Source organism: Arthrobacter sp. B0316-5-4, assembly GCF_059090325.1.
In genome coordinates this window covers 76350-93422 of record NZ_JBNHFN010000005.1, presented here as the reverse complement: position 1 = coordinate 93422, position 17073 = coordinate 76350, and the positions used below count along the sequence as shown (strand labels likewise).

The window sequence follows — 17073 nt, the reverse complement described above, 5'->3', positions numbered from 1 at the left end:
GGTTCAAGATTACGCGCCGAACTCCACGGATTCGGTGGTCCAGGCGCGGGCCTGATCGCTCAGCGTGACGCCAAGTCCGGGCCGGTCGGGAACGATCATGCGGCCGTTCTTGGTTTCGAGTCGCTCCTCGAACAGCGGGTCCAGCCAGTCGAAATGCTCCACCCACGGTTCGCGGGGGTAGGCAGCGGCCAGATGGAGGTGGATTTCCATGGCGAAGTGGGGTGCGAGACCGAGGCCTCTCTCGTCTGCCAGGGCCGCGAGCCGCAGGAACTGGGTGATACCTCCGACGCGGGGTGCGTCGGGCTGGATGATGTCGCAGCCATTGGCGTTGATGAGGCCCTTGTGTTCGGCGACGGAGGCGAGCATTTCGCCTGTGGCGATGGGCGTGTCCAGCACCTGGGCCAAGTGCGCGTGGCCTTCGAAGTCGTAGGCGTCCAGGGGTTCTTCGATCCAGATCAGGTTGAATTCCTCCAGCTGGCGGCCCATGCGCAGCGCGGTGGCGCGGTCCCACTGCTGGTTTGCATCCACCATGAGCGGGACCTCCCAGCCGATATGCTCGCGGATTCCGGCGACCCGGCGGAGGTCCTCCTTGGAATCGGGCAGGCCAACCTTGATCTTGATGCCGCCGATGCCTTCGTCGATGGATTGCGTGGCGCGGTCCTTGACCTCGTCCAGGGTGGCGTTGAGGAAGCCGCCGGAGGTGTTGTACGTCTGGACGGAGTCCCGGTAGGAGCCCAGCAGCTTGGCAAGGGGGAGCCCGGCACGCTTGGCTTTGAGGTCGTAGAGCGCGATGTCGATTGCGGCGAGTGCCTGCGTTGCCACACCCGAACGGCCCACCGAGGCGCCGGCCCAGAGGAGCTTGGTGTAGATCTTGCCGATGTCGTTGGGGTCCTCGCCGATGATGCCTTCCGCGACTTCCTTGGCGTGGGCGTACTGTGCCGGACCTCCGGCCCGCTTGGAGTAACTGAAGCCGATGCCCGTATGGCCCTGTTCCGTGGTGATCTCCGCAAACAGGAACACAACCTCGGCCATGGGCTTCTGCCTGCCCGTGAAGACTTTCGCATCGCTGATCGGTACGGCGAGGGGTAGGCGCGCCGAGGACAGCTTGACGTGGCGAATGAGATCTACGGTGCTCATGGTTCTCCTAGTGGGTGTGGCATCCTTGCCTGCCACTTATGATACAAGTTTAAAACTTGTCTTACAAGAGTTGGAGGCGGCCCCCTTCTCGAACGCCACCTCCGCTACTGCTCGAATAGTCGACGACGGCGGCAAGGCCGCCTTGGCCTGGTGACTATAGCCGCGTGGCGACATCCCGGGTTGACTGATAGATTAATCCAGTCGGTAGATATATTGGTTTGGGGACTGTTCCGGTTCGCCTCGGCATGCACCCCCGCACATCAAAGGATTCCTATGAAGACCCCGAGCGCATCGAGCAAGCTGCTTTTTGTATTGTTTCCGTCTCTTCTTGCCACGGCGGCGCTGGGTGGCTGCGCCACCGGTGCACCGGCCCCGGCCGACCCTGCAGTCGCCAGCTCTACCCCCTCGCAGAGCCCCAGTCCCAGCGCTATCGCAGCCTCGCCCACGGCGAAGGCAGGGAGCGGCAGCGGCAACGCAAGCGGCAACAGCGATGCAGCCGGAAGGCTTGATGCGGCCACCGAAAATCTCTCATGGGACAACGGCAACAGGATCGAGGGGGATGAAAATGGTGGGCACACTCCCGATATCGCGAGTTCCCTGACAGACCCCTCCGCTGGGTGGCAAGGCGACTACAGCCGCATGGCGACAGAGGGTGTGATGACCTTCAGCTCCGAGAACACGCACTGCAAGGTAAGAACGGTCCAGGTGCGCAACCAGCCCTCCGAAATCGTGCCCGGCGATGACAGGGCATCAACCCTTAAGGTTCTCTCGATCCTCTTCCCTGGCAAGACAGACATCGTTGCGAATGCCAAGGACGCGACATTGGGCTATGGCGTCGGCGGTACCCATGATGTAGACATGCTTTCGGTGGCATATACGGCCGGTGACAACTATGGCTACGCGGCCGTGCGGACTTTCAACAAGCCGGCAGTCACGCTCAAGGTCGAAGCACTCTGCCCCAGCCTGGATACCCTCAAATCGACCCTCCCCGAGATAAGCAAGGGCATCACCATCAATGCGCTCTGATGGCCAGCGGCGGCATTTATTTACCCTTTTCAATCCCGACGTGAGCGAAAGCTGAGACTCCGACGCCGGCTCGAGCCGAAGGGACCTAGCCCCGCAGCGCCCCGAACCCGGTGATCAGCGCCTCGAGTCCCAAGCTGAAAGCAACGTCAGTGGGGCGTGCGTGCTGTTGCAGGGCCAGCCGGTCCACGGCGGCCGTGAAGTTGGGGACCTGGTCTGCGAGGCTGCCGGCGTCGAATATGTCTTCCGGCGCGGTGACGTCGTAAGCGGCTCCGAAGACAAAGGCCTCCAGGGCAACAATCGCCGAGATGATCTTCTCTTCCGGGAACCCGGCTTCCCGGAAGCCAGCAGTGACGGCTTCATACATGGCAAGGGTTTTGGGCGCGTTCGCAACCGGGAGCACAGCTATCACCGGGATGAGGGGAGTGTGCTCCGAGAACACGTCGCGGTAGGACCACGCCCACTTGCGGACGGCGGAATCCCACGGCTCCACGCCGAACGCGGACACGTCCACCATGGCCGCAAGATGGTCCTCGAGCAGCAGCAGGACATCGTCCTTGGAGGACACGTGGTTGTACAGCGCGGATGGCGCGACACCCAATGAGCGGGCCAGCGCCGCCATGGTGAGCCCGTCGTAACCCTTGGTGCTGATTAACTCCAGTGCCGCCGTCGTGATGCCGTCCTGGTCCAGGATCGCCGCAGTTGGCCTACCGGCGCGGCGGCGCACGGGGCGCGCCGGGGTGGCGGAAGTAGCGGGAGTCGGTGCGGGCATCGGGAGCCTTTCTGCTGCCTGTGTCCCCAGCATTATTCCACCGGGTCTTCACAGTCGCGGCCAAGGCGGCTACTATTGAGTGTAAATGAATGGCATTCATTTATTGGTCAGCCGCCAACGGACGGCCACGGAGAGGACATCATGCAGAATCTTGAACGCGACGTTGTAATCGTCGGTGCTGGACCGTCAGGGTTGACGGCGGCACGCGAATTGAAGAAGGCCGGACTCAGCGTCGCAGTGCTCGAAGCACGTGACCGCGTGGGCGGCCGCACCTGGACCGACACCATCGACGGCGCCATGCTGGAGATCGGCGGCCAGTGGGTTTCACCGGACCAGACGGCCCTCATGGACCTGCTGGATGAGCTCGGCCTCAAAATGTACTCGCGCTACCGCGACGGCGAGTCCGTCTACATCGGCGCTGACGGCAAGCGCACCCAGTACACCGGTGACACCTTCCCGGTGAACGAAACCACCAAAGCCGAAATGGACAAGCTGGTGGCCATTCTTGACGAACTGGCTGCCGAAATCGGCCCCACCGAGCCCTGGGCCCACCCCAAGGCCCGCGAACTGGACACCATCTCCTTCCACCACTGGCTCCGCCAGAACTCCAGTGACGAGGAAGCCTGCAACAACATCGGCCTCTTCATCGCCGGCGGCATGCTCACCAAGCCTGCCCACGCCTTCTCCGCACTTCAGGCAGTCCTCATGGCAGCCTCCGCTGGATCGTTCAGCCACCTGACGGACGAAGACTTCATCCTGGACAAGCGCGTCATCGGCGGAATGCAGCAGGTATCGCTGCTTCAGGCAGCAGAGCTGGGTTCCGACGTCGTCCTAAATAGCCCGGTCCGCACCATCAAGTGGGATGACAACAACGTGACGGTGGTTTCCGAGCAGGCAACCGTCAACGCACGCTACGTGATCATGGCGGTCCCGCCGAACCTGTACTCACGCGTCTCGTTCGACCCGCCGCTGCCTCGCCGCCAGCACCAGATGCACCAGCACCAGTCGCTGGGCTTGGTCATCAAGGTGCACGCCGTCTACGAGACTCCGTTCTGGCGCGAAGAAGGCCTCTCCGGCACGGGCTTCAGCGCCGGCGCGCTGGTCCAGGAGGTCTACGACAACACCAACCACGGCGACAGCCGCGGCACCCTGGTGGGCTTCATCTCCGACGAAAAGGCCGACGCCGTGTTCGAGCTCAGCGCCGAAGGCCGGAAGAAAGCCGTCCTCGAATCCATTGCCGGCTTCCTGGGCGACAAGGCCCTCACCCCCGAGGTCTACTACGAGTCCGACTGGGGCTCCGAGGAATGGACCCGCGGCGCCTACGCCTCCAGCTACGACCTGGGCGGCCTGCACCGCTATGGCAAGGACCAGCACGCCAACGTGGGCCCGATTTACTGGTCCTCGTCGGACCTCGCGGCAGAGGGCTACCAGCACGTGGATGGTGCCGTCCGCATGGGGCAGGCAACCGCCGCACGCATCGTTGAAGCCAACAAGCTGGCGTCAGTAGCCGTCTAACCGCCTGTGGCAACCAAACCGGCAGGCCGGGGGAGCACCATTTCCCGGCCTGCCGGCTCCACTGTTTAAGCACTTTGAGCACCACCAGCCGTTTCAGCACCGAAAGGACCGCCATGCGCTACGTAGTGGGGTACACCGCCAACGCGAGGGGGCACGACGCCGTTCACCTCGCCGTGGCGCTCGCCCGGAACCACGATGTGAGCCTGGACCTGGTCCTGGTGGTCCCCGAGGACTCTCCTTTCAATGCCGTCTACCCGCCGGAAACCGGCTACGACGACATCCTTAACGAGCAAGCGCAGCGTTGGTTGGACGAAGGCCTGGCCCTGGTTCCGGACGACATCACCGCGCGGGGCCACATCCGCCGCGGCGATTCCGAAGCCCGAACGCTGATCGACGCGTCCGTGGAAATGGATGCTGCGGCACTGGTCATCGGAGCCACCAACAGTGGTTTGTTCAAGCGCTTCACCATTGGTTCGGTGGCTGGCGCGTTGCTCCACTCGGCACCGTTGCCGGTTGCCCTGGCACCGCACGGATATCGTCGCACGGAACCGATCACCCGGATGAGCTGCGGTTTCGGCACGCGTCCGGGGGCCGATGAGCTCCTGGACGTTGCCGTGGAGTCCGCGCGTGATCGCGGCCTTCCGCTGCGGCTCGTCTCCTTGTTGGCGCTCGACGGCGGTGACTCGCCTGAGCTGCTCGACGCAGCCTGGATGCATGCCGCCCAGCGCATTGCCGCCGTCGAAAGTTCCACTGCGGATGCGGTGGTGCCGGAACCCGAAATCGTGGTCGCGAAGGGCCGGACCATCGAGGAAGCGGTGGACCGCCTTGACTGGGAAGACGGCGAAATCCTGTTGATCGGCTCCAGCCGGCTCGCCCAGCATCGGGCCACTTTCCTTGGCACCACCGCAAACCGGATCCTGCGTGCCCTCCCCGTTCCCATGATTGTGGTCCCCCGCGACTACACGCGACAAAGCTCCTAGCAATCGCCTGAGAGGCAATATCCATGTCAACTGCACCAAAGACGGTCCAGTCGAAAGAATCTTCCCTGAGTGAAAAGGGACTGAAAGCCGGATCGGTGGGCCTGATTGGCGCCGTCGTGATCGGTGTTTCATGCATCGCGCCCGCCTATACCCTCACCGCAGCGTTGGGCCCCACAGTCTCGGAAGTCGGCGTGCATCTTCCCGCCATCTTCCTGGTGGGCTTCATTCCCATGCTGCTGGTGGCGCTCGGCTACCGCGAACTGAACAACGCCATGCCCGACGCCGGTACCTCCTTTACGTGGGCGACGCGTGCTTTCGGGCCGTGGATCGGTTGGATGGGTGGTTGGGGGCTGATCGCGGCGACCATCATTGTGTTATCCAACCTCGCGGCCGTTGCGGTGGACTTCTTCTATCTGATGCTCGGGCAGCTCTTCAGCAATCCGGAGCTGGCAGGCCTCAGCAAGATCCTTCCGTTGAACATCGCCACCACGTTGGTGTTCATTGCCCTCGCGTGTTGGATTTCCTACCGGGGAATGGAGACCACAAAGGGCGTGCAGTACGTGCTGGTGGCCTTCCAGTTGCTGGTCCTGGGCTGGTTCGCTGTGTCCGCGTTCGCGCACGTCGTCAACGGCACCGCGTTTGATGCCACTGCCATTTCGCCCGATTGGTTCAACCCTTTTGCCGTGGACTCGTTCTCGCAGTTTGCGGCAGGCGTATCGCTCTCGATCTTCATTTACTGGGGCTGGGACGTCACCCTGACCATGAATGAGGAAACCAAGAACCCGGAGAAGACCCCGGGCCGCGCCGCGACCATCACCGTGCTGGTCATCGTGATCATCTACATGACCGTTGCGCTGGCCACCCTGTCGTTCGCCGGCGTCGGCGACACCGGATTGGGCGCCGGGAACCCCGAAAACCAATCGAGCATCTTCGCCGTCCTGGCCGGACCGGTGATGGGGCCGTTCGCTATCCTCATGTCGTTGGCCATCCTGAGCAGCTCGGCGGCCTCCCTGCAGTCCACGTTTGTTTCGCCGGCCCGGACCATGCTGGCAATGGGCCACTACCGCGCCATCTCGCCGCGGTTTGGGCGCATCAGCCCCACGTACAAGTCGCCCAGCTTCGCCACCATTGCCGCTGCAATCGCTGCGGCGGCGTTCTACGTCATCACGCGCACGGTATCGGAGAACGCACTCTGGGACACCATCACGGCGTTGGGCATGATGATCTGCTTCTACTACGGCATCACGGCCCTGGCCTGCGTATGGTTCTTCCGGGCCGTGGCCTTCAGCAGCGTGCGCGCCTTCTTCTTCAAGCTCCTGGCGCCCCTGGTGGGTGGGGTGATCCTGTTGGTCATGTTCGTGAAGACCGCCATGGACTCGATGGATCCGGAATATGGCTCCGGCTCATCGGTTGCCGGGGTGGGCCTGGTGTTCATCCTGGGCATGGGTGTGATCCTGCTGGGCGTGGTGGTCATGCTGGTGATGTACCGGTTGCGGCCCGAGTTCTTCAAGGGCAAGGTGCTCTAGAGGCCTTCACCCGCCTCTAGGTAGGTTCTGGGACTCCCGCAGCCCGTTCGGCCGCCGTCAGGGCTTCGGCCAGGCGTTCCACGGCGGCCCGGTAGTCGGTTCCGGCGGTCACCTTGCAGTATTCGGCCTCAGTCATGGCCCGGGCAAGCATCGCTGTTTCTGCGATCCTGACGTCTGACATGGCCGGGAAGTCAATGGTCCGCCCCGGGTCAAGCTCGTACCTTTGCCACTGCTGGACGAGCTTCTGGTGGCGGTCAGTGTCCTGGACAAAACCAGCACGACGCCGGGGCTCAGCTGCGAGGATGCGCTCCACTTTGCGGATACTCACCAGGGTTCCGCCGGCGGTGGCTACGCCCACCAGGACCATGATGAGCCCGGCGGGGGCCCACTGCACTGAGGGGACCAGGATGGCCGGAAGGATCACCACCGACCCTCCGAAAACGTCCCAGAAGATCCCGTCCGGTTCCGGGCCGCGACCATGCATCAGTTTCCTGTGCAGGGCGTACGTGGTTGCTGCGGTTGCAAGAACCAGGGCTGCACCCCACAGGAGCATCACGGCGGGCATCGGACCACCTCCAGGCGACATCACGTTGCTTTGATTTCAGTATGCGCCAGTGCCTGCGTGGGCGCGAGGGGCCAGATTGTCGGACCCGGCGCGTAGCCTAGGCGCATGAGACTGAAAATGTGCAGCATCCACGTCAAGGACCCCGCAGCAGCTCACACGTTCTACACGGAGACCCTGGGCTTTGAGACGCTCATGGCAATGCCGGAGTACAACCTGTTCATCATCAAGGATCCCGGGGCGGACAACAGCAGTTCGCCTGGGCTGCTGCTGGAACCCAGCGACAACCCGATCGGTGCCAACTACATGAATGCCGTCTACGAGGCCGGGTTGCCTGCAGTGGTCCTGGGCGTGCCCGATGTGCAGGCCGAGTACCAGCGGTTGCTCGCGGCCGGCGTGACCTTCAAGGGGGAGCCCGCTGAGGACCCTTCCGGTGTCAGCGCAGTCTTTGACGACGGTTGCGGCAACTTCGTCCAACTTCACCAGGACTAGCCCGCCATAAAAAGCGGTGGCCGGGACCCAGGTCCCGGCCACTAAATGCTAAAGGTTACGCGTGGTCCCGCTTGGAGGCCTTGGGGGCGTCGCGCTTTGCTGCAGCGTTCTCCCTGGCTTCCTTGGTTGCTGCTTTCTTGTGGGCTTCGTCCTTAACGCGCTGGGCTTCGCTGCGGACCGCTGCGTGCGTGGCCCGTTCGGTGACCAGCCACTGCGGGGGAGACTGCAGCAGCTCGCTGATTTCCGCCGTCGTGAGCGCTTCTTCCACGCCGCCGCGGGCGAGGCCACTGATGGAGATGTTCAGCTTCTGCGCTACAACCGGGCGCGGGTGGGGTCCGTTGCGGCGCAGTTCGGCGAGCCACTCCGGCGGGTTGGCCTGAAGTTCGGCGAATTCGTCGCGGGAGATCGATGAATCCTGGAACTCCTGCGGTGTCGCCGGCAGGTAGATGCCGAGTTTCTTGGCAACTGTTGCCGGCTTCATGGACTGGGAGTCTTTGGGAGTCATGCTTCAAGGGTATCTGGCCGGTACTGTGAGTGTGTGCCAGCCGCTGAAGAATCACCCGAATCCGCCGAACCCCAACCGGGCCTCCGGTTCGCCTATGTTGCGGGGGTGACGCCTGGGAAATGGATCCGCAGGTGGGAAGAACGGATGCCCGAGTATCCGCTGCATGCGTTCATGTCCGACGACGCCGCCCAGCTTTCGGTGCTGCGTGACGGTTCCGCGGACCTTAGTTTTGTTCGGTTGCCCGTGGATCGTGAAGGCCTCAACGTCATCCCCTTGTATGAAGAGCAGCCGGTGGTGGTGGCTCCCAAAGGACACGAGATCTCCGTGTTCGAGGAAGTCGCCTTGGATGACCTTGCGGAGGAAAACTTCCTGGACATTGATGAAATGGGCGGTCCGGATATGGCGCTGCAGGTTGTTGCTTCAGGCGCGGGCCTGGCCATCTTGCCCATGTCCGTGGCCAGGCACCTGAACGTCAAGGACACCGTAATGCGCCGCTTGACCGGTGCTCCCGGAACGCAGATCGGCTTGGCCTGGCTGGTGGGGACGGATAACCCCGTCATCGAGGAATTTATCGGAATCGTGCGCGGCCGTACGGCGCAAAGCTCCAGGCAACCGTCTGCCCAGCAGGAGAAGCCCAAGAAGGCTCCCAAGCCGGATCGCCGCGGCGGTGGTCCCAAGAAGCCGGCTGTCGCACAGCGCTACGCCCCGAACCCGGACAAGGGCCGCGGCAAGGGTTCGCGCAAGAAGGGCAAGCGCTGACTAGTCCCCGTGGATTGCGGTCTGCTGCTGCTCCGACCGGTTGAGGTAAGCCAGCAGCAGGTCCCCGGCCTCTTCCAAGTGGCCGGCTTCCAGCGCTGAGCAGATCTGCTCGTTTTCCTTGAGCCAGTCACTGTAGAAGTGCGCGTTCATGGTGGCCTTGTGGAAGTACAGCCGCATTTCAGCCAGGATCTGGGCCATGATCGTGTTCAGCCGGTCACTCTCGGCCAAGGCTACGATCGCCCCGTGGAAGTGCTGGTTGGCGCTGCCGAGCCCTTCATTGTCGTCTGCTGCTGCTGCGCGCTTACCCTCCTCGACGGCGGCCCTGACGGCAGCAATGCGCTCCGGTGAGCCACCTGCGCGAATGGAGCTGACTTCGATGGCACGGCGGACGGTGTAGACATCGTGGATATCGCCGGCCTCCAGCGTTGCGACATAGACGCCCTTGTTGGGCTGGCGGAGGAGGAGCCGCTCACCGGCCAGTTCGGCGAAAGCTTCACGGACCGTATTCCGGGAGACGCCCAGATCCTCGGCGATGGTGGCTTCCGTGAGCTTGGAGCCCGGTACGAGGAAGCCCTCGGCCAGTTGATAACGCAGTTCTTCGGCGACGCGTTCAGCCACGGACGGAACCCGGAGCCGCATCCTGGCGCGGGCGCCATCAAAGCCAGCTTGTTCGCTTGATTCCTGATCTGCACTGGCCATGACACCAAAATTACACGATTGCCGAAATTCAGGATCGCTGGATTGTTGAACAATCCAGCAGTTTGGTGCATCCTTGATGTAACGCACATCACGAGGCAGGGATCACATCATGGCAATCATCGATCTGAACAGCGACGTCGGCGAGTCCTTCGGCCGCTGGACGCTTGGCGATGATGCGGCCATGTTTGAGTCGGTGTCCAGTGCCAACGTCGCGTGTGGATTCCACGCTGGCGACCCCAGCGTCATCCGCAGCACCTGCGCGAAGGCGGTGGAGGCCGGCGTCGTTATTGGCGCCCATGTCGGATACCGCGACCTTGCAGGCTTCGGCCGCCGCTTCATGGATATCAACCCCATGGAACTCGCGGACGACGTTGTGTACCAGATCGGAGCGCTGCAGGCGCTGGCTGCCACAACGGGAGCCCGCGTCCAGTACGTGAAACCCCACGGCGGTCTCTACAACGCGATCGCCAAGCACACCGCCCAGGCGCGTGCCGTCGTCGAGGCCGTGAAATCGGTAGACCCCAACCTTCCGATCCTCGGCCTCCCGGGCTCCGAAGTCCTCCGTCTCGCTGACGACGCCGGCCTACGAGGCGTTGCTGAAGCATTCGCGGACCGCGCCTACAACCCCGACGGAACCCTCGTCTCGCGCAACCAGCCGGGTGCTGTTCTGCACGATCCCGCCGAAGTTGCGGAGCACGTCCTGCGGATGGCCACCGAACAGTCCGTCAGGACCACGGACGGTTCCATTCTGAATATCCGCGCAGAAAGCATCTGCGTACACGGTGACTCACCCGGAGCCGTTGCCATGGCTACCGCGGTGAAATCCGCCCTGGCCGGTGCCGGCGTTACCGTCGGCTCGTTCCTCTAGCCCACCCCGGGCGCCCCGCACCATCCCTCATCCCCCCGGAGGTCATCATGACCAGCACCAACAACGCAGCCAAGGCAGCGACAAGGAAGCCGCCGCCCGGTGCGCTCAGGGCGTACGTCGCCAGCCTCACCGGCACCTCGCTGGAGTACTACGATTTCGCCATCTACTCAGTGGCGTCAGCACTCGTCTTCCCGAAGATCTTCTTCCCGGGCAATGACGAATTCGTTGCTCTGCTGCTCTCGTTCTCAGCATTCGCGGTGGGCTACTTGGCCCGTCCGATTGGCGGCGTCATCTTTGGCCGCCTGGGTGACAAGATTGGCCGTAAGTACGTCCTCGTTTTCACCCTTATCCTCATCGGGGTGGCAACTGTGCTCATCGGAGCGCTTCCGGACTACTCAGTCATCGGCGTCGCAGCCCCGACCATTCTTGTGCTGTTGCGCCTGGCCCAGGGGATCGGCGTCGGCGGCGAATGGGGCGGCGCTGTCCTCCTGTCGAGTGAATTCGGTGACCCCGACAAGCGTGGTTTCTGGTCCTCGGCAGCCCAGATCGGCCCGCCGGCGGGCAACCTGATGGCCAATGGCGTCCTTGCCATCCTGGCCGCCACCCTCAGCGACCAAGCCTTCCTTTCATGGGGCTGGCGTGTGGCTTTCCTCGCTTCAGCGCTTTTGGTGGTGTTCGGCCTGATTATCCGCCTCAGGCTCGAGGAAACCCCAGTGTTTAAGGCCATCCAGGCCCAGGGGGACCGTCCCAAAGCTCCGATTAAGGAAGTCTTCACCACGCAACCCAAGGCGTTGGTGGCTGCAGCACTCTCACGCGTTTGCCCCGACATCCTGTACGCGCTGTTCACGGTGTTCGTTGCCGTTTACGCCACCAAGCAGCTTGGCATGACCACGGGCAACGTCTTGTCCGCCATCCTGATCGGTTCCGCCTTCCAGCTCTTCCTGATCCCGATGGCCGGGGCGCTGACCGACCGCTTCAATCGTCGCTGGGTCTACGGCATTGCCGCAGCAGCGACCGCAGCCTATATTCCCCTGTTCTTCCTGATGATCCAGGGCAAGTCCGTCGCAATGCTGACTATCGGCACCGTGATCGGTTTGGCACTTCACGCCTTCATGTACGGCCCCCAAGCAGCCTTTATCACCGAGCAGTTCCCGGCCCGGCTCCGCTACGCGGGCAGCTCGCTGGCTTACACGTTGGCGGGCGTGATCGGTGGAGCGGTCGCACCCATCATCTTCACGGCCCTCTACGGTGCCGCGGGCGGTGGCTGGTACTTGATTGCCGTTTACATCCTCGTTGCGGCAGTTGTCACGATCGTCGGCATGCTCCTGGGCCGCGACCCCAAGCCTGAAGAAGACGTTCGTTTGATGCAGGGGACGCACGCTCAGCCGGCGGCGTAGCGAAAAGATGGAAACCGTGATGCACACGACCACCGCAAAAAGGGTTCGATCGGTTCGTCCGGTCGGCACCCGGGCTGTACTGGCCGAACTGGATGGGCTGCAGGATGTCCTCGCCCTGCAGGACATGCTCAACAAGGCGCCGTTGCCGGGGCAGGTGGACGTTCTTGCCGCCGCCGAAACGGTGATGGTGGTTGGTGAGTCCGCAGCGGCCACCCGCGCCATCGGCGCCCGGCTCCTGGAGTTGGAACTCACCGCGCCGGAAGTCACTGATTCCGGCTTGGTGGTTATCGACACCGTGTACGACGGCGACGACCTCGCCGATGTCGCGGAGCTGACCGGCCTGAGCGTGGACGGCGTTGTCGCCGCGCACACGGGCCAGATCTGGACAGTGGCCTTTGCAGGCTTCGCACCCGGTTTCGGCTACATGGTGGGCGAAAATGAAGCACTCACGGTTCCCCGCCGTTCTTCACCACGCACAGCGGTTCCTGCGGGATCCGTGGCCCTCGGTGGACAATACTCGGCCGTTTATCCTCGCCGTTCCCCCGGTGGGTGGCAGTTGATCGGCCGGACCGGGGCCAGAATGTGGGATCTGGAACGGTCCCAACCTGCCTTGGTTCGTCCGGGCGACCGGGTGCAGTACCGGGCGGTCCGCGAGGTTGTGGTGGCTGGTGCCGCACCGGCGAGCGAGCCTGAAAAGGAGCACCACCCTGACTCGGGTCTTCGAATTCTGAATCCGGGTGCGCAGAGCCTCATCCAGGACCTGGGCCGCCGCGGCTTTGGTCCGCTGGGTGTCTCTGCTGCGGGTGCCCTGGACCGGGCTTCACTGCGACGGGCCAATCGGTTGGTGGGCAATGGTTCCTCGGCCGCGGCCATTGAGAGCGTCAATGGCGGGCTCACTATCGAGGCGGTCGGTGACCAGGTGATTGCTGTGGCAGGTGCGCCGACGACGCTGGCTATCCAGTCGCCGTCGTGGGTTGAGCCTGAGCTCGGCGACGCGCAGCGTACCGTTCCAATGTCCACGCCTTTCGCGTTGCTCGACGGCGAAGTACTCACGCTGGGTGCCCCGGAGTCCGGCTTCCGAAACTATGTGGCGATCCGTGGCGGAGTGGACGTTCCTGAAGTCCTGGGTAGCCGTTCGGCGGACACGATGTCCGGGATCGGCCCGGCTCCCTTGGTCATCGGGCAGGTGCTCCCGGTGGGTGGGGCCACCGTCTCCACGGCGGTTGGCAGCCCCGAACTGCAACCGGATTTCCCGGGCACAGGTGTCACGGAGCTGGACGTAGTTCCCGGACCGCGGGCCGACTGGTTTGACCAGGCGGCGCTCGATTCGCTGTGCGGCCAGGAGTGGGTAGTCACGCCGCAGTCCAACAGGGTGGGCATGCGCTTGGACGGCACCCCGCTGGAGCGTAGCCGCGAAGGCGAACTCCCCAGCGAAGGCACCATGGCCGGAGCCCTTCAGATCCCACCCGCAGGACTGCCGGTGCTGTTCCTGGCGGACCACCCCATTACTGGCGGCTATCCGGTGATCGGAGTGGTGCGCGACGAACATCTGGACCGCGCCGCGCAGGTCCCTATTGGCGGACGTATCCGCTTCCGGTTCGTCCCGGATTCAACGACTTTTACGAAGACCCCAGAGAAGTGAGTATTTGATGCGCAAGGTCCTGATCGCGAACCGTGGCGAAATCGCCGTCCGCGTCGCCCGTGCCTGCGACGACGCCGGGATTGCCTCGGTAGCCGTCTACGCGGACATCGACGCAGATGCCATGCACGTTGGCACTGCCGACGAAGCCTTCAGCCTGGGCGGGAACTCTCCGGCTGACACCTACCTGAACATCGGGAAGCTGCTCGCCGTAGCGGAGCAGTCCGGCGCGGACGCCGTCCACCCCGGATACGGTTTCCTTTCCGAGAACGCCGAATTCGCGCAGGCAGTGCTCGACGCCGGACTTGAGTGGATTGGTCCCTCGCCGGAGTCGATCCGACAGTTGGGCAACAAGATCACGGCCCGCGAGATCGCCGTCCGTGCCGGAGCGCCCCTGGTTGCAGGCAGCGACGGTCCGGTTTCCTCGGCCGCAGAGGCCCGGGCTTTTGCCGAGGAACACGGACTCCCCATCGCCATCAAGGCTGCCTTTGGTGGTGGTGGCCGCGGATTGAAGGTGGTTCGCGAACTCGCCGAGGTGGAGGAAGCCTTCGATTCCGCCGTCCGTGAAGCCGTGGCCGCATTCGGTCGCGGGGAATGCTTCGTAGAACAGTACCTGGACCGGCCGCGCCACGTTGAAGCCCAAATCATTGCGGATGTCCATGGCAACGTGGTTGTCGTGGGCACGCGTGACTGCTCCCTTCAGCGCCGTCACCAGAAACTCGTGGAGGAGGCCCCCGCGCCCTTCCTGAGCGACGCGCAACGAAACAGTATCTACAGTGCGGCCAAGGCGATCGTCCGCGAAGCCGGCTATTACGGTGCCGGAACAGTGGAGTTCCTGGTCTCGGCGGATGGCGCCGTAGCTTTCCTCGAGGTCAATACCCGCCTCCAGGTTGAGCACCCCATCACGGAAGAAACCGCTCGGATCGACCTTGTGCAGGAGCAGTTCCGGATCGCTGCAGGTTTGCCGTTGAGCATTACCGAGGATCCCGTGGCGCGAGGGCACTCCTTCGAGTTCCGCATCAACGCCGAGGACGTGGGCCGCGGGTTCCTGCCCTCACCAGGCACCGTGTCTCTCTTCGAAGCGCCCACCGGGCCGGGCATACGTTTGGACAGCGGTGTACGCTCCGGCTCGTTCGTCGCGCCGCAGTTCGATTCGCTGTTGGCCAAGCTGATCGTCACTGGAGCAGATCGACAGCAGGCGCTGCGCCGTGCCCGCCGGGCCCTCGCCGAAATCAACATCACTGGGCTGGCCACTGTCCTGCCGTTCCACCGGGCCGTCCTGGAGTCCGACGACTTCACATCCGTTGCCGGGCTCAGAGTGCACACGCGATGGATCGAAACCGACTTCGCGGACAAAATCCCCGTGGACCCCGAGTACAACGTGGTGGCCCCGGACGGAGAACGACGAACGATCACTGTTGACGTCGACGGAAAACGGCTCGCCGTAGGGCTTCCGGCTGATTTGTTGGATGGCTGGGCCCGTTCCGGGCAAGGGGTGCCGGCCTTTTCCGCATCGACCGATACGCCGGGTTCTGTCTCCCGCATCGGAGACGCACCCGCCGAATCCGCACTGGTCTCCAGCATGGCCGGCACGGTGGTGAAGTGGCTCGTAGAACCGGGCGCTGACGTTACCGAGGGTGATCCCTTGGTTGTCCTGGAAGCAATGAAGATGGAAACCCAGGTTCCCGCACACCGCACGGGCACGCTGTCAGAGGTAGTGTCGGCCGCCGGCGGGGTTGTCACGGCGGGCGCTGTACTGGCCCACATCGAGTAGGACCCCCCGTAGATCCGTTGCTGCCCCGCTGATCCGTCGCTGGGCAGCAACGGAGCAGCGGCTTGGCAACGAACCAGGAGCCCCTGGGCAGTAGGACTAGGACGTAACGGCTACGCCCAGCACGCTGTCCAGGAGGCCGTTGCGGAACTTGCCTGTGGGGTCGTTTGCCTGGACCAGCGTGCGGAAGTCCTCGAAACGGGGGTAGAGAGCGGCAAAGTCGTACTGGCCGGGCGTGAAGAGTTTGCCCCAGTGCGGCCGGGCACCGAACGGACGCAGCGCTTCCTCGAGTTCGGGGAGGACCGCCTCCACCTCCGTCTGCAGGGGCTTCCATGTGAAGTGCAGCGCTACGCTTTGCTGCTGGTAGAAGGGGCTGAGCCAGAACTCATCCGCGGCCACTGTCCGGATTTCGGAGATGAACAACAGCGGCGCCAACGTGTCTGCCAGGCCCCGTACGGCCTGTAATGCCGCAGGTGCCTGGTCCAGCGGCAGCAGGAACTCGCTCTGGAGTTCCTCGCCGTTGCTGGGTGTGAATTCGTGCCGGAAGTGGGGCAACCGGTCAAGCCACTTTCCGGCGACGTCCAGCTGCTCAGTGCAGTTCTCGGCGGACATGTCCGGCAGGGGATGCAGCGCCGCCGTTGCGGCCGTCCCGCCGAACAGCTCCGCGAGGGGAGCTTCGGTGTCCAGCGCCTTGAACCACACCTGCGGGATGGCCTCTCCTGTGTAATTCGTGAAGAAGCTGACGCTGTAGGCGCTGGAGGCAATGGTGTGGAAGTTCGCCAGGACGCCGTCCCAGGACAGATCGGTGAGGACCCTCTGGCGGACGTCGTAGCTGGGCCTGACGGCAAGTTCCAAGCCGGTCACAATGCCCAGGGCTCCCACGCCCACCACGCTGGCGAGGAATTCGTCGTCGTCCGCGGTGAGCGTTACCAGCTCGCCGGAGGCGCGTACAAGGTCAACGCCCACGACGGCGGCAGCCAGGGAGGGGTTGTTGACCCCACTGCCGTGCGTGCCTGTTTGGATAGCACCGGCGACGGAGATGTGGGGAAGCGAGGCGAGGTTGTGAATGGCGTATCCCTGTTCCTCGAGCGCGCGGCCGAGCGCTCCGTAGCTGATCCCGCCGCTGACCTTGACGGTCCCTTTGTCTTTGTTGAGGACAACTTCCTGGGGCAGGGCGTCGAGCAGGATGTGGGTACCGTCCGTGTCGGCGACGGTGTTGAAGGAGTGCCGGGAGCCGAGAGCCTTGATGCGGGACGCATTGGCGACGAGCTCCTGCAGTTCGCCAACCGACGTGGGGCGGTGTACTTCCGTGGAGGAGTACTCGAGGTTTCCTGCCCAGTTCTTCATTGAATGATCTTCCACCTTGGGATACGGATAACTCCCGTAATTGTTAACGTTCTCAACTAATTGCGTCAAGGGGAGTCCATC

16 protein-coding genes are annotated in these 17073 nt (G+C 63.6%); 10 read left to right on the top strand and 6 right to left on the bottom strand.

Annotated elements, in window-relative coordinates; genetic code table 11:
• Positions 1-9 precede the first annotated feature (9 nt).
• Entirely contained in the window at positions 10-1137 is a 1128-nt protein-coding gene (locus AC5RU9_RS15960) for an L-talarate/galactarate dehydratase (protein WP_494017214.1), read from the bottom strand.
• 273 nt (positions 1138-1410) lie between these two features.
• On the opposite strand from AC5RU9_RS15960, the gene AC5RU9_RS15955 reads away from it, so the two are divergent.
• Positions 1411-2163: a hypothetical protein gene (locus tag AC5RU9_RS15955; RefSeq protein ID WP_494017213.1), complete on the top strand. Its 753-nt coding sequence runs from the start codon at positions 1411-1413 to the stop codon at positions 2161-2163.
• An 85-nt stretch (positions 2164-2248) separates the two neighbouring features.
• On the opposite strand, the gene AC5RU9_RS15950 is transcribed toward AC5RU9_RS15955, so the two are convergent.
• Positions 2249-2965 (bottom strand): TetR/AcrR family transcriptional regulator, encoded by a 717-nt coding sequence (locus AC5RU9_RS15950; RefSeq protein WP_494017212.1) that lies wholly within the window; start codon positions 2963-2965, stop codon positions 2249-2251.
• Between the two features lie 108 nt (positions 2966-3073).
• On the opposite strand from AC5RU9_RS15950, the gene AC5RU9_RS15945 reads away from it, so the two are divergent.
• The 3 genes from AC5RU9_RS15945 to AC5RU9_RS15935 all read left to right on the top strand — a co-directional run bounded on the left by AC5RU9_RS15945 (position 3074) and on the right by AC5RU9_RS15935 (position 6953).
• Positions 3074-4447 carry a flavin monoamine oxidase family protein gene (locus AC5RU9_RS15945; protein WP_494017211.1) on the top strand — a complete coding sequence of 458 codons (1374 nt, stop codon included), beginning with the start codon at positions 3074-3076 and terminating at the stop codon, positions 4445-4447.
• Between the two features lie 113 nt (positions 4448-4560).
• A complete protein-coding gene (locus tag AC5RU9_RS15940; RefSeq protein WP_494017210.1) occupies positions 4561-5427 on the top strand; it encodes a universal stress protein in 867 nt (288 codons plus the stop codon).
• A 23-nt stretch (positions 5428-5450) separates the two neighbouring features.
• Entirely contained in the window at positions 5451-6953 is a 1503-nt protein-coding gene (locus tag AC5RU9_RS15935; protein ID WP_494017209.1) for an APC family permease, read from the top strand.
• A 16-nt stretch (positions 6954-6969) separates the two neighbouring features.
• Here the strand turns inward: AC5RU9_RS15935 and AC5RU9_RS15930 are convergent, their stop codons facing one another.
• The gene (locus AC5RU9_RS15930) at positions 6970-7539 is read right to left on the bottom strand and encodes a hypothetical protein (RefSeq protein ID WP_494017534.1); all 570 of its coding nucleotides are present in this window, start codon (positions 7537-7539) and stop codon (positions 6970-6972) included.
• 84 nt (positions 7540-7623) lie between these two features.
• Here AC5RU9_RS15930 and AC5RU9_RS15925 point away from each other — a divergent pair, with 84 nt between their 5' ends.
• On the top strand, positions 7624-8007 hold the full coding sequence (locus tag AC5RU9_RS15925) for a VOC family protein (RefSeq protein WP_494017208.1): 384 nt from the start codon (positions 7624-7626) through the stop codon (positions 8005-8007).
• Between the two features lie 55 nt (positions 8008-8062).
• On the opposite strand, the gene AC5RU9_RS15920 is transcribed toward AC5RU9_RS15925, so the two are convergent.
• Positions 8063-8512: a DUF5997 family protein gene (locus AC5RU9_RS15920; protein ID WP_211710371.1), complete on the bottom strand. Its 450-nt coding sequence runs from the start codon at positions 8510-8512 to the stop codon at positions 8063-8065.
• 33 nt (positions 8513-8545) lie between these two features.
• On the opposite strand from AC5RU9_RS15920, the gene AC5RU9_RS15915 reads away from it, so the two are divergent.
• Positions 8546-9271 carry a LysR family substrate-binding domain-containing protein gene (locus tag AC5RU9_RS15915; RefSeq protein ID WP_494017207.1) on the top strand — a complete coding sequence of 242 codons (726 nt, stop codon included), beginning with the start codon at positions 8546-8548 and terminating at the stop codon, positions 9269-9271.
• Here the strand turns inward: AC5RU9_RS15915 and AC5RU9_RS15910 are convergent, their stop codons facing one another.
• Positions 9272-9970, bottom strand: coding sequence for a GntR family transcriptional regulator (locus tag AC5RU9_RS15910; protein ID WP_494017206.1), 699 nt, complete (start codon positions 9968-9970; stop codon positions 9272-9274).
• 109 nt (positions 9971-10079) lie between these two features.
• Between AC5RU9_RS15910 and AC5RU9_RS15905 the strand changes: the two genes are divergently transcribed.
• From AC5RU9_RS15905 to AC5RU9_RS15890, 4 genes are read left to right on the top strand one after another with little or no spacing between them, the layout of a single operon-like run.
• The gene (locus AC5RU9_RS15905) at positions 10080-10838 is read left to right on the top strand and encodes a LamB/YcsF family protein (protein WP_494017205.1); all 759 of its coding nucleotides are present in this window, start codon (positions 10080-10082) and stop codon (positions 10836-10838) included.
• 47 nt (positions 10839-10885) lie between these two features.
• Positions 10886-12235 (top strand): MFS transporter, encoded by a 1350-nt coding sequence (locus tag AC5RU9_RS15900; protein WP_494017204.1) that lies wholly within the window; start codon positions 10886-10888, stop codon positions 12233-12235.
• Between the two features lie 7 nt (positions 12236-12242).
• On the top strand, positions 12243-13877 hold the full coding sequence (locus tag AC5RU9_RS15895) for a 5-oxoprolinase subunit B/C family protein (RefSeq protein ID WP_494017203.1): 1635 nt from the start codon (positions 12243-12245) through the stop codon (positions 13875-13877).
• Positions 13878-13884: 7 nt separating this feature from the next.
• Positions 13885-15648 carry an acetyl/propionyl/methylcrotonyl-CoA carboxylase subunit alpha gene (locus tag AC5RU9_RS15890; protein WP_494017202.1) on the top strand — a complete coding sequence of 588 codons (1764 nt, stop codon included), beginning with the start codon at positions 13885-13887 and terminating at the stop codon, positions 15646-15648.
• 96 nt (positions 15649-15744) lie between these two features.
• Here the strand turns inward: AC5RU9_RS15890 and AC5RU9_RS15885 are convergent, their stop codons facing one another.
• A complete protein-coding gene (locus tag AC5RU9_RS15885) occupies positions 15745-16992 on the bottom strand; it encodes a D-arabinono-1,4-lactone oxidase (protein WP_494017201.1) in 1248 nt (415 codons plus the stop codon).
• Positions 16993-17073: the final 81 nt, after the last annotated feature.

What these genes read in the sequence shown, in the direction of transcription:
- AC5RU9_RS15910 (WP_494017206.1), bottom strand. Translation starts at nt 9,970, where the DNA reads ATGGCCAGTGCAGATCAGGAATCAAGCGAACAAGCTGGCTTTGATGGC.
- AC5RU9_RS15905 (WP_494017205.1), top strand. Translation starts at nt 10,080, where the DNA reads ATGGCAATCATCGATCTGAACAGCGACGTCGGCGAGTCCTTCGGCCGC.
- AC5RU9_RS15945 (WP_494017211.1), top strand. Translation starts at nt 3,074, where the DNA reads ATGCAGAATCTTGAACGCGACGTTGTAATCGTCGGTGCTGGACCGTCA.
- AC5RU9_RS15925 (WP_494017208.1), top strand. Translation starts at nt 7,624, where the DNA reads ATGAGACTGAAAATGTGCAGCATCCACGTCAAGGACCCCGCAGCAGCT.
- AC5RU9_RS15935 (WP_494017209.1), top strand. Translation starts at nt 5,451, where the DNA reads ATGTCAACTGCACCAAAGACGGTCCAGTCGAAAGAATCTTCCCTGAGT.
- AC5RU9_RS15890 (WP_494017202.1), top strand. Translation starts at nt 13,885, where the DNA reads ATGCGCAAGGTCCTGATCGCGAACCGTGGCGAAATCGCCGTCCGCGTC.
- AC5RU9_RS15950 (WP_494017212.1), bottom strand. Translation starts at nt 2,965, where the DNA reads ATGCTGGGGACACAGGCAGCAGAAAGGCTCCCGATGCCCGCACCGACT.
- AC5RU9_RS15885 (WP_494017201.1), bottom strand. Translation starts at nt 16,992, where the DNA reads ATGAAGAACTGGGCAGGAAACCTCGAGTACTCCTCCACGGAAGTACAC.
- AC5RU9_RS15940 (WP_494017210.1), top strand. Translation starts at nt 4,561, where the DNA reads ATGCGCTACGTAGTGGGGTACACCGCCAACGCGAGGGGGCACGACGCC.
- AC5RU9_RS15960 (WP_494017214.1), bottom strand. Translation starts at nt 1,137, where the DNA reads ATGAGCACCGTAGATCTCATTCGCCACGTCAAGCTGTCCTCGGCGCGC.
- AC5RU9_RS15900 (WP_494017204.1), top strand. Translation starts at nt 10,886, where the DNA reads ATGACCAGCACCAACAACGCAGCCAAGGCAGCGACAAGGAAGCCGCCG.
- AC5RU9_RS15920 (WP_211710371.1), bottom strand. Translation starts at nt 8,512, where the DNA reads ATGACTCCCAAAGACTCCCAGTCCATGAAGCCGGCAACAGTTGCCAAG.
- AC5RU9_RS15895 (WP_494017203.1), top strand. Translation starts at nt 12,243, where the DNA reads ATGGAAACCGTGATGCACACGACCACCGCAAAAAGGGTTCGATCGGTT.
- AC5RU9_RS15930 (WP_494017534.1), bottom strand. Translation starts at nt 7,539, where the DNA reads ATGTCGCCTGGAGGTGGTCCGATGCCCGCCGTGATGCTCCTGTGGGGT.
- AC5RU9_RS15955 (WP_494017213.1), top strand. Translation starts at nt 1,411, where the DNA reads ATGAAGACCCCGAGCGCATCGAGCAAGCTGCTTTTTGTATTGTTTCCG.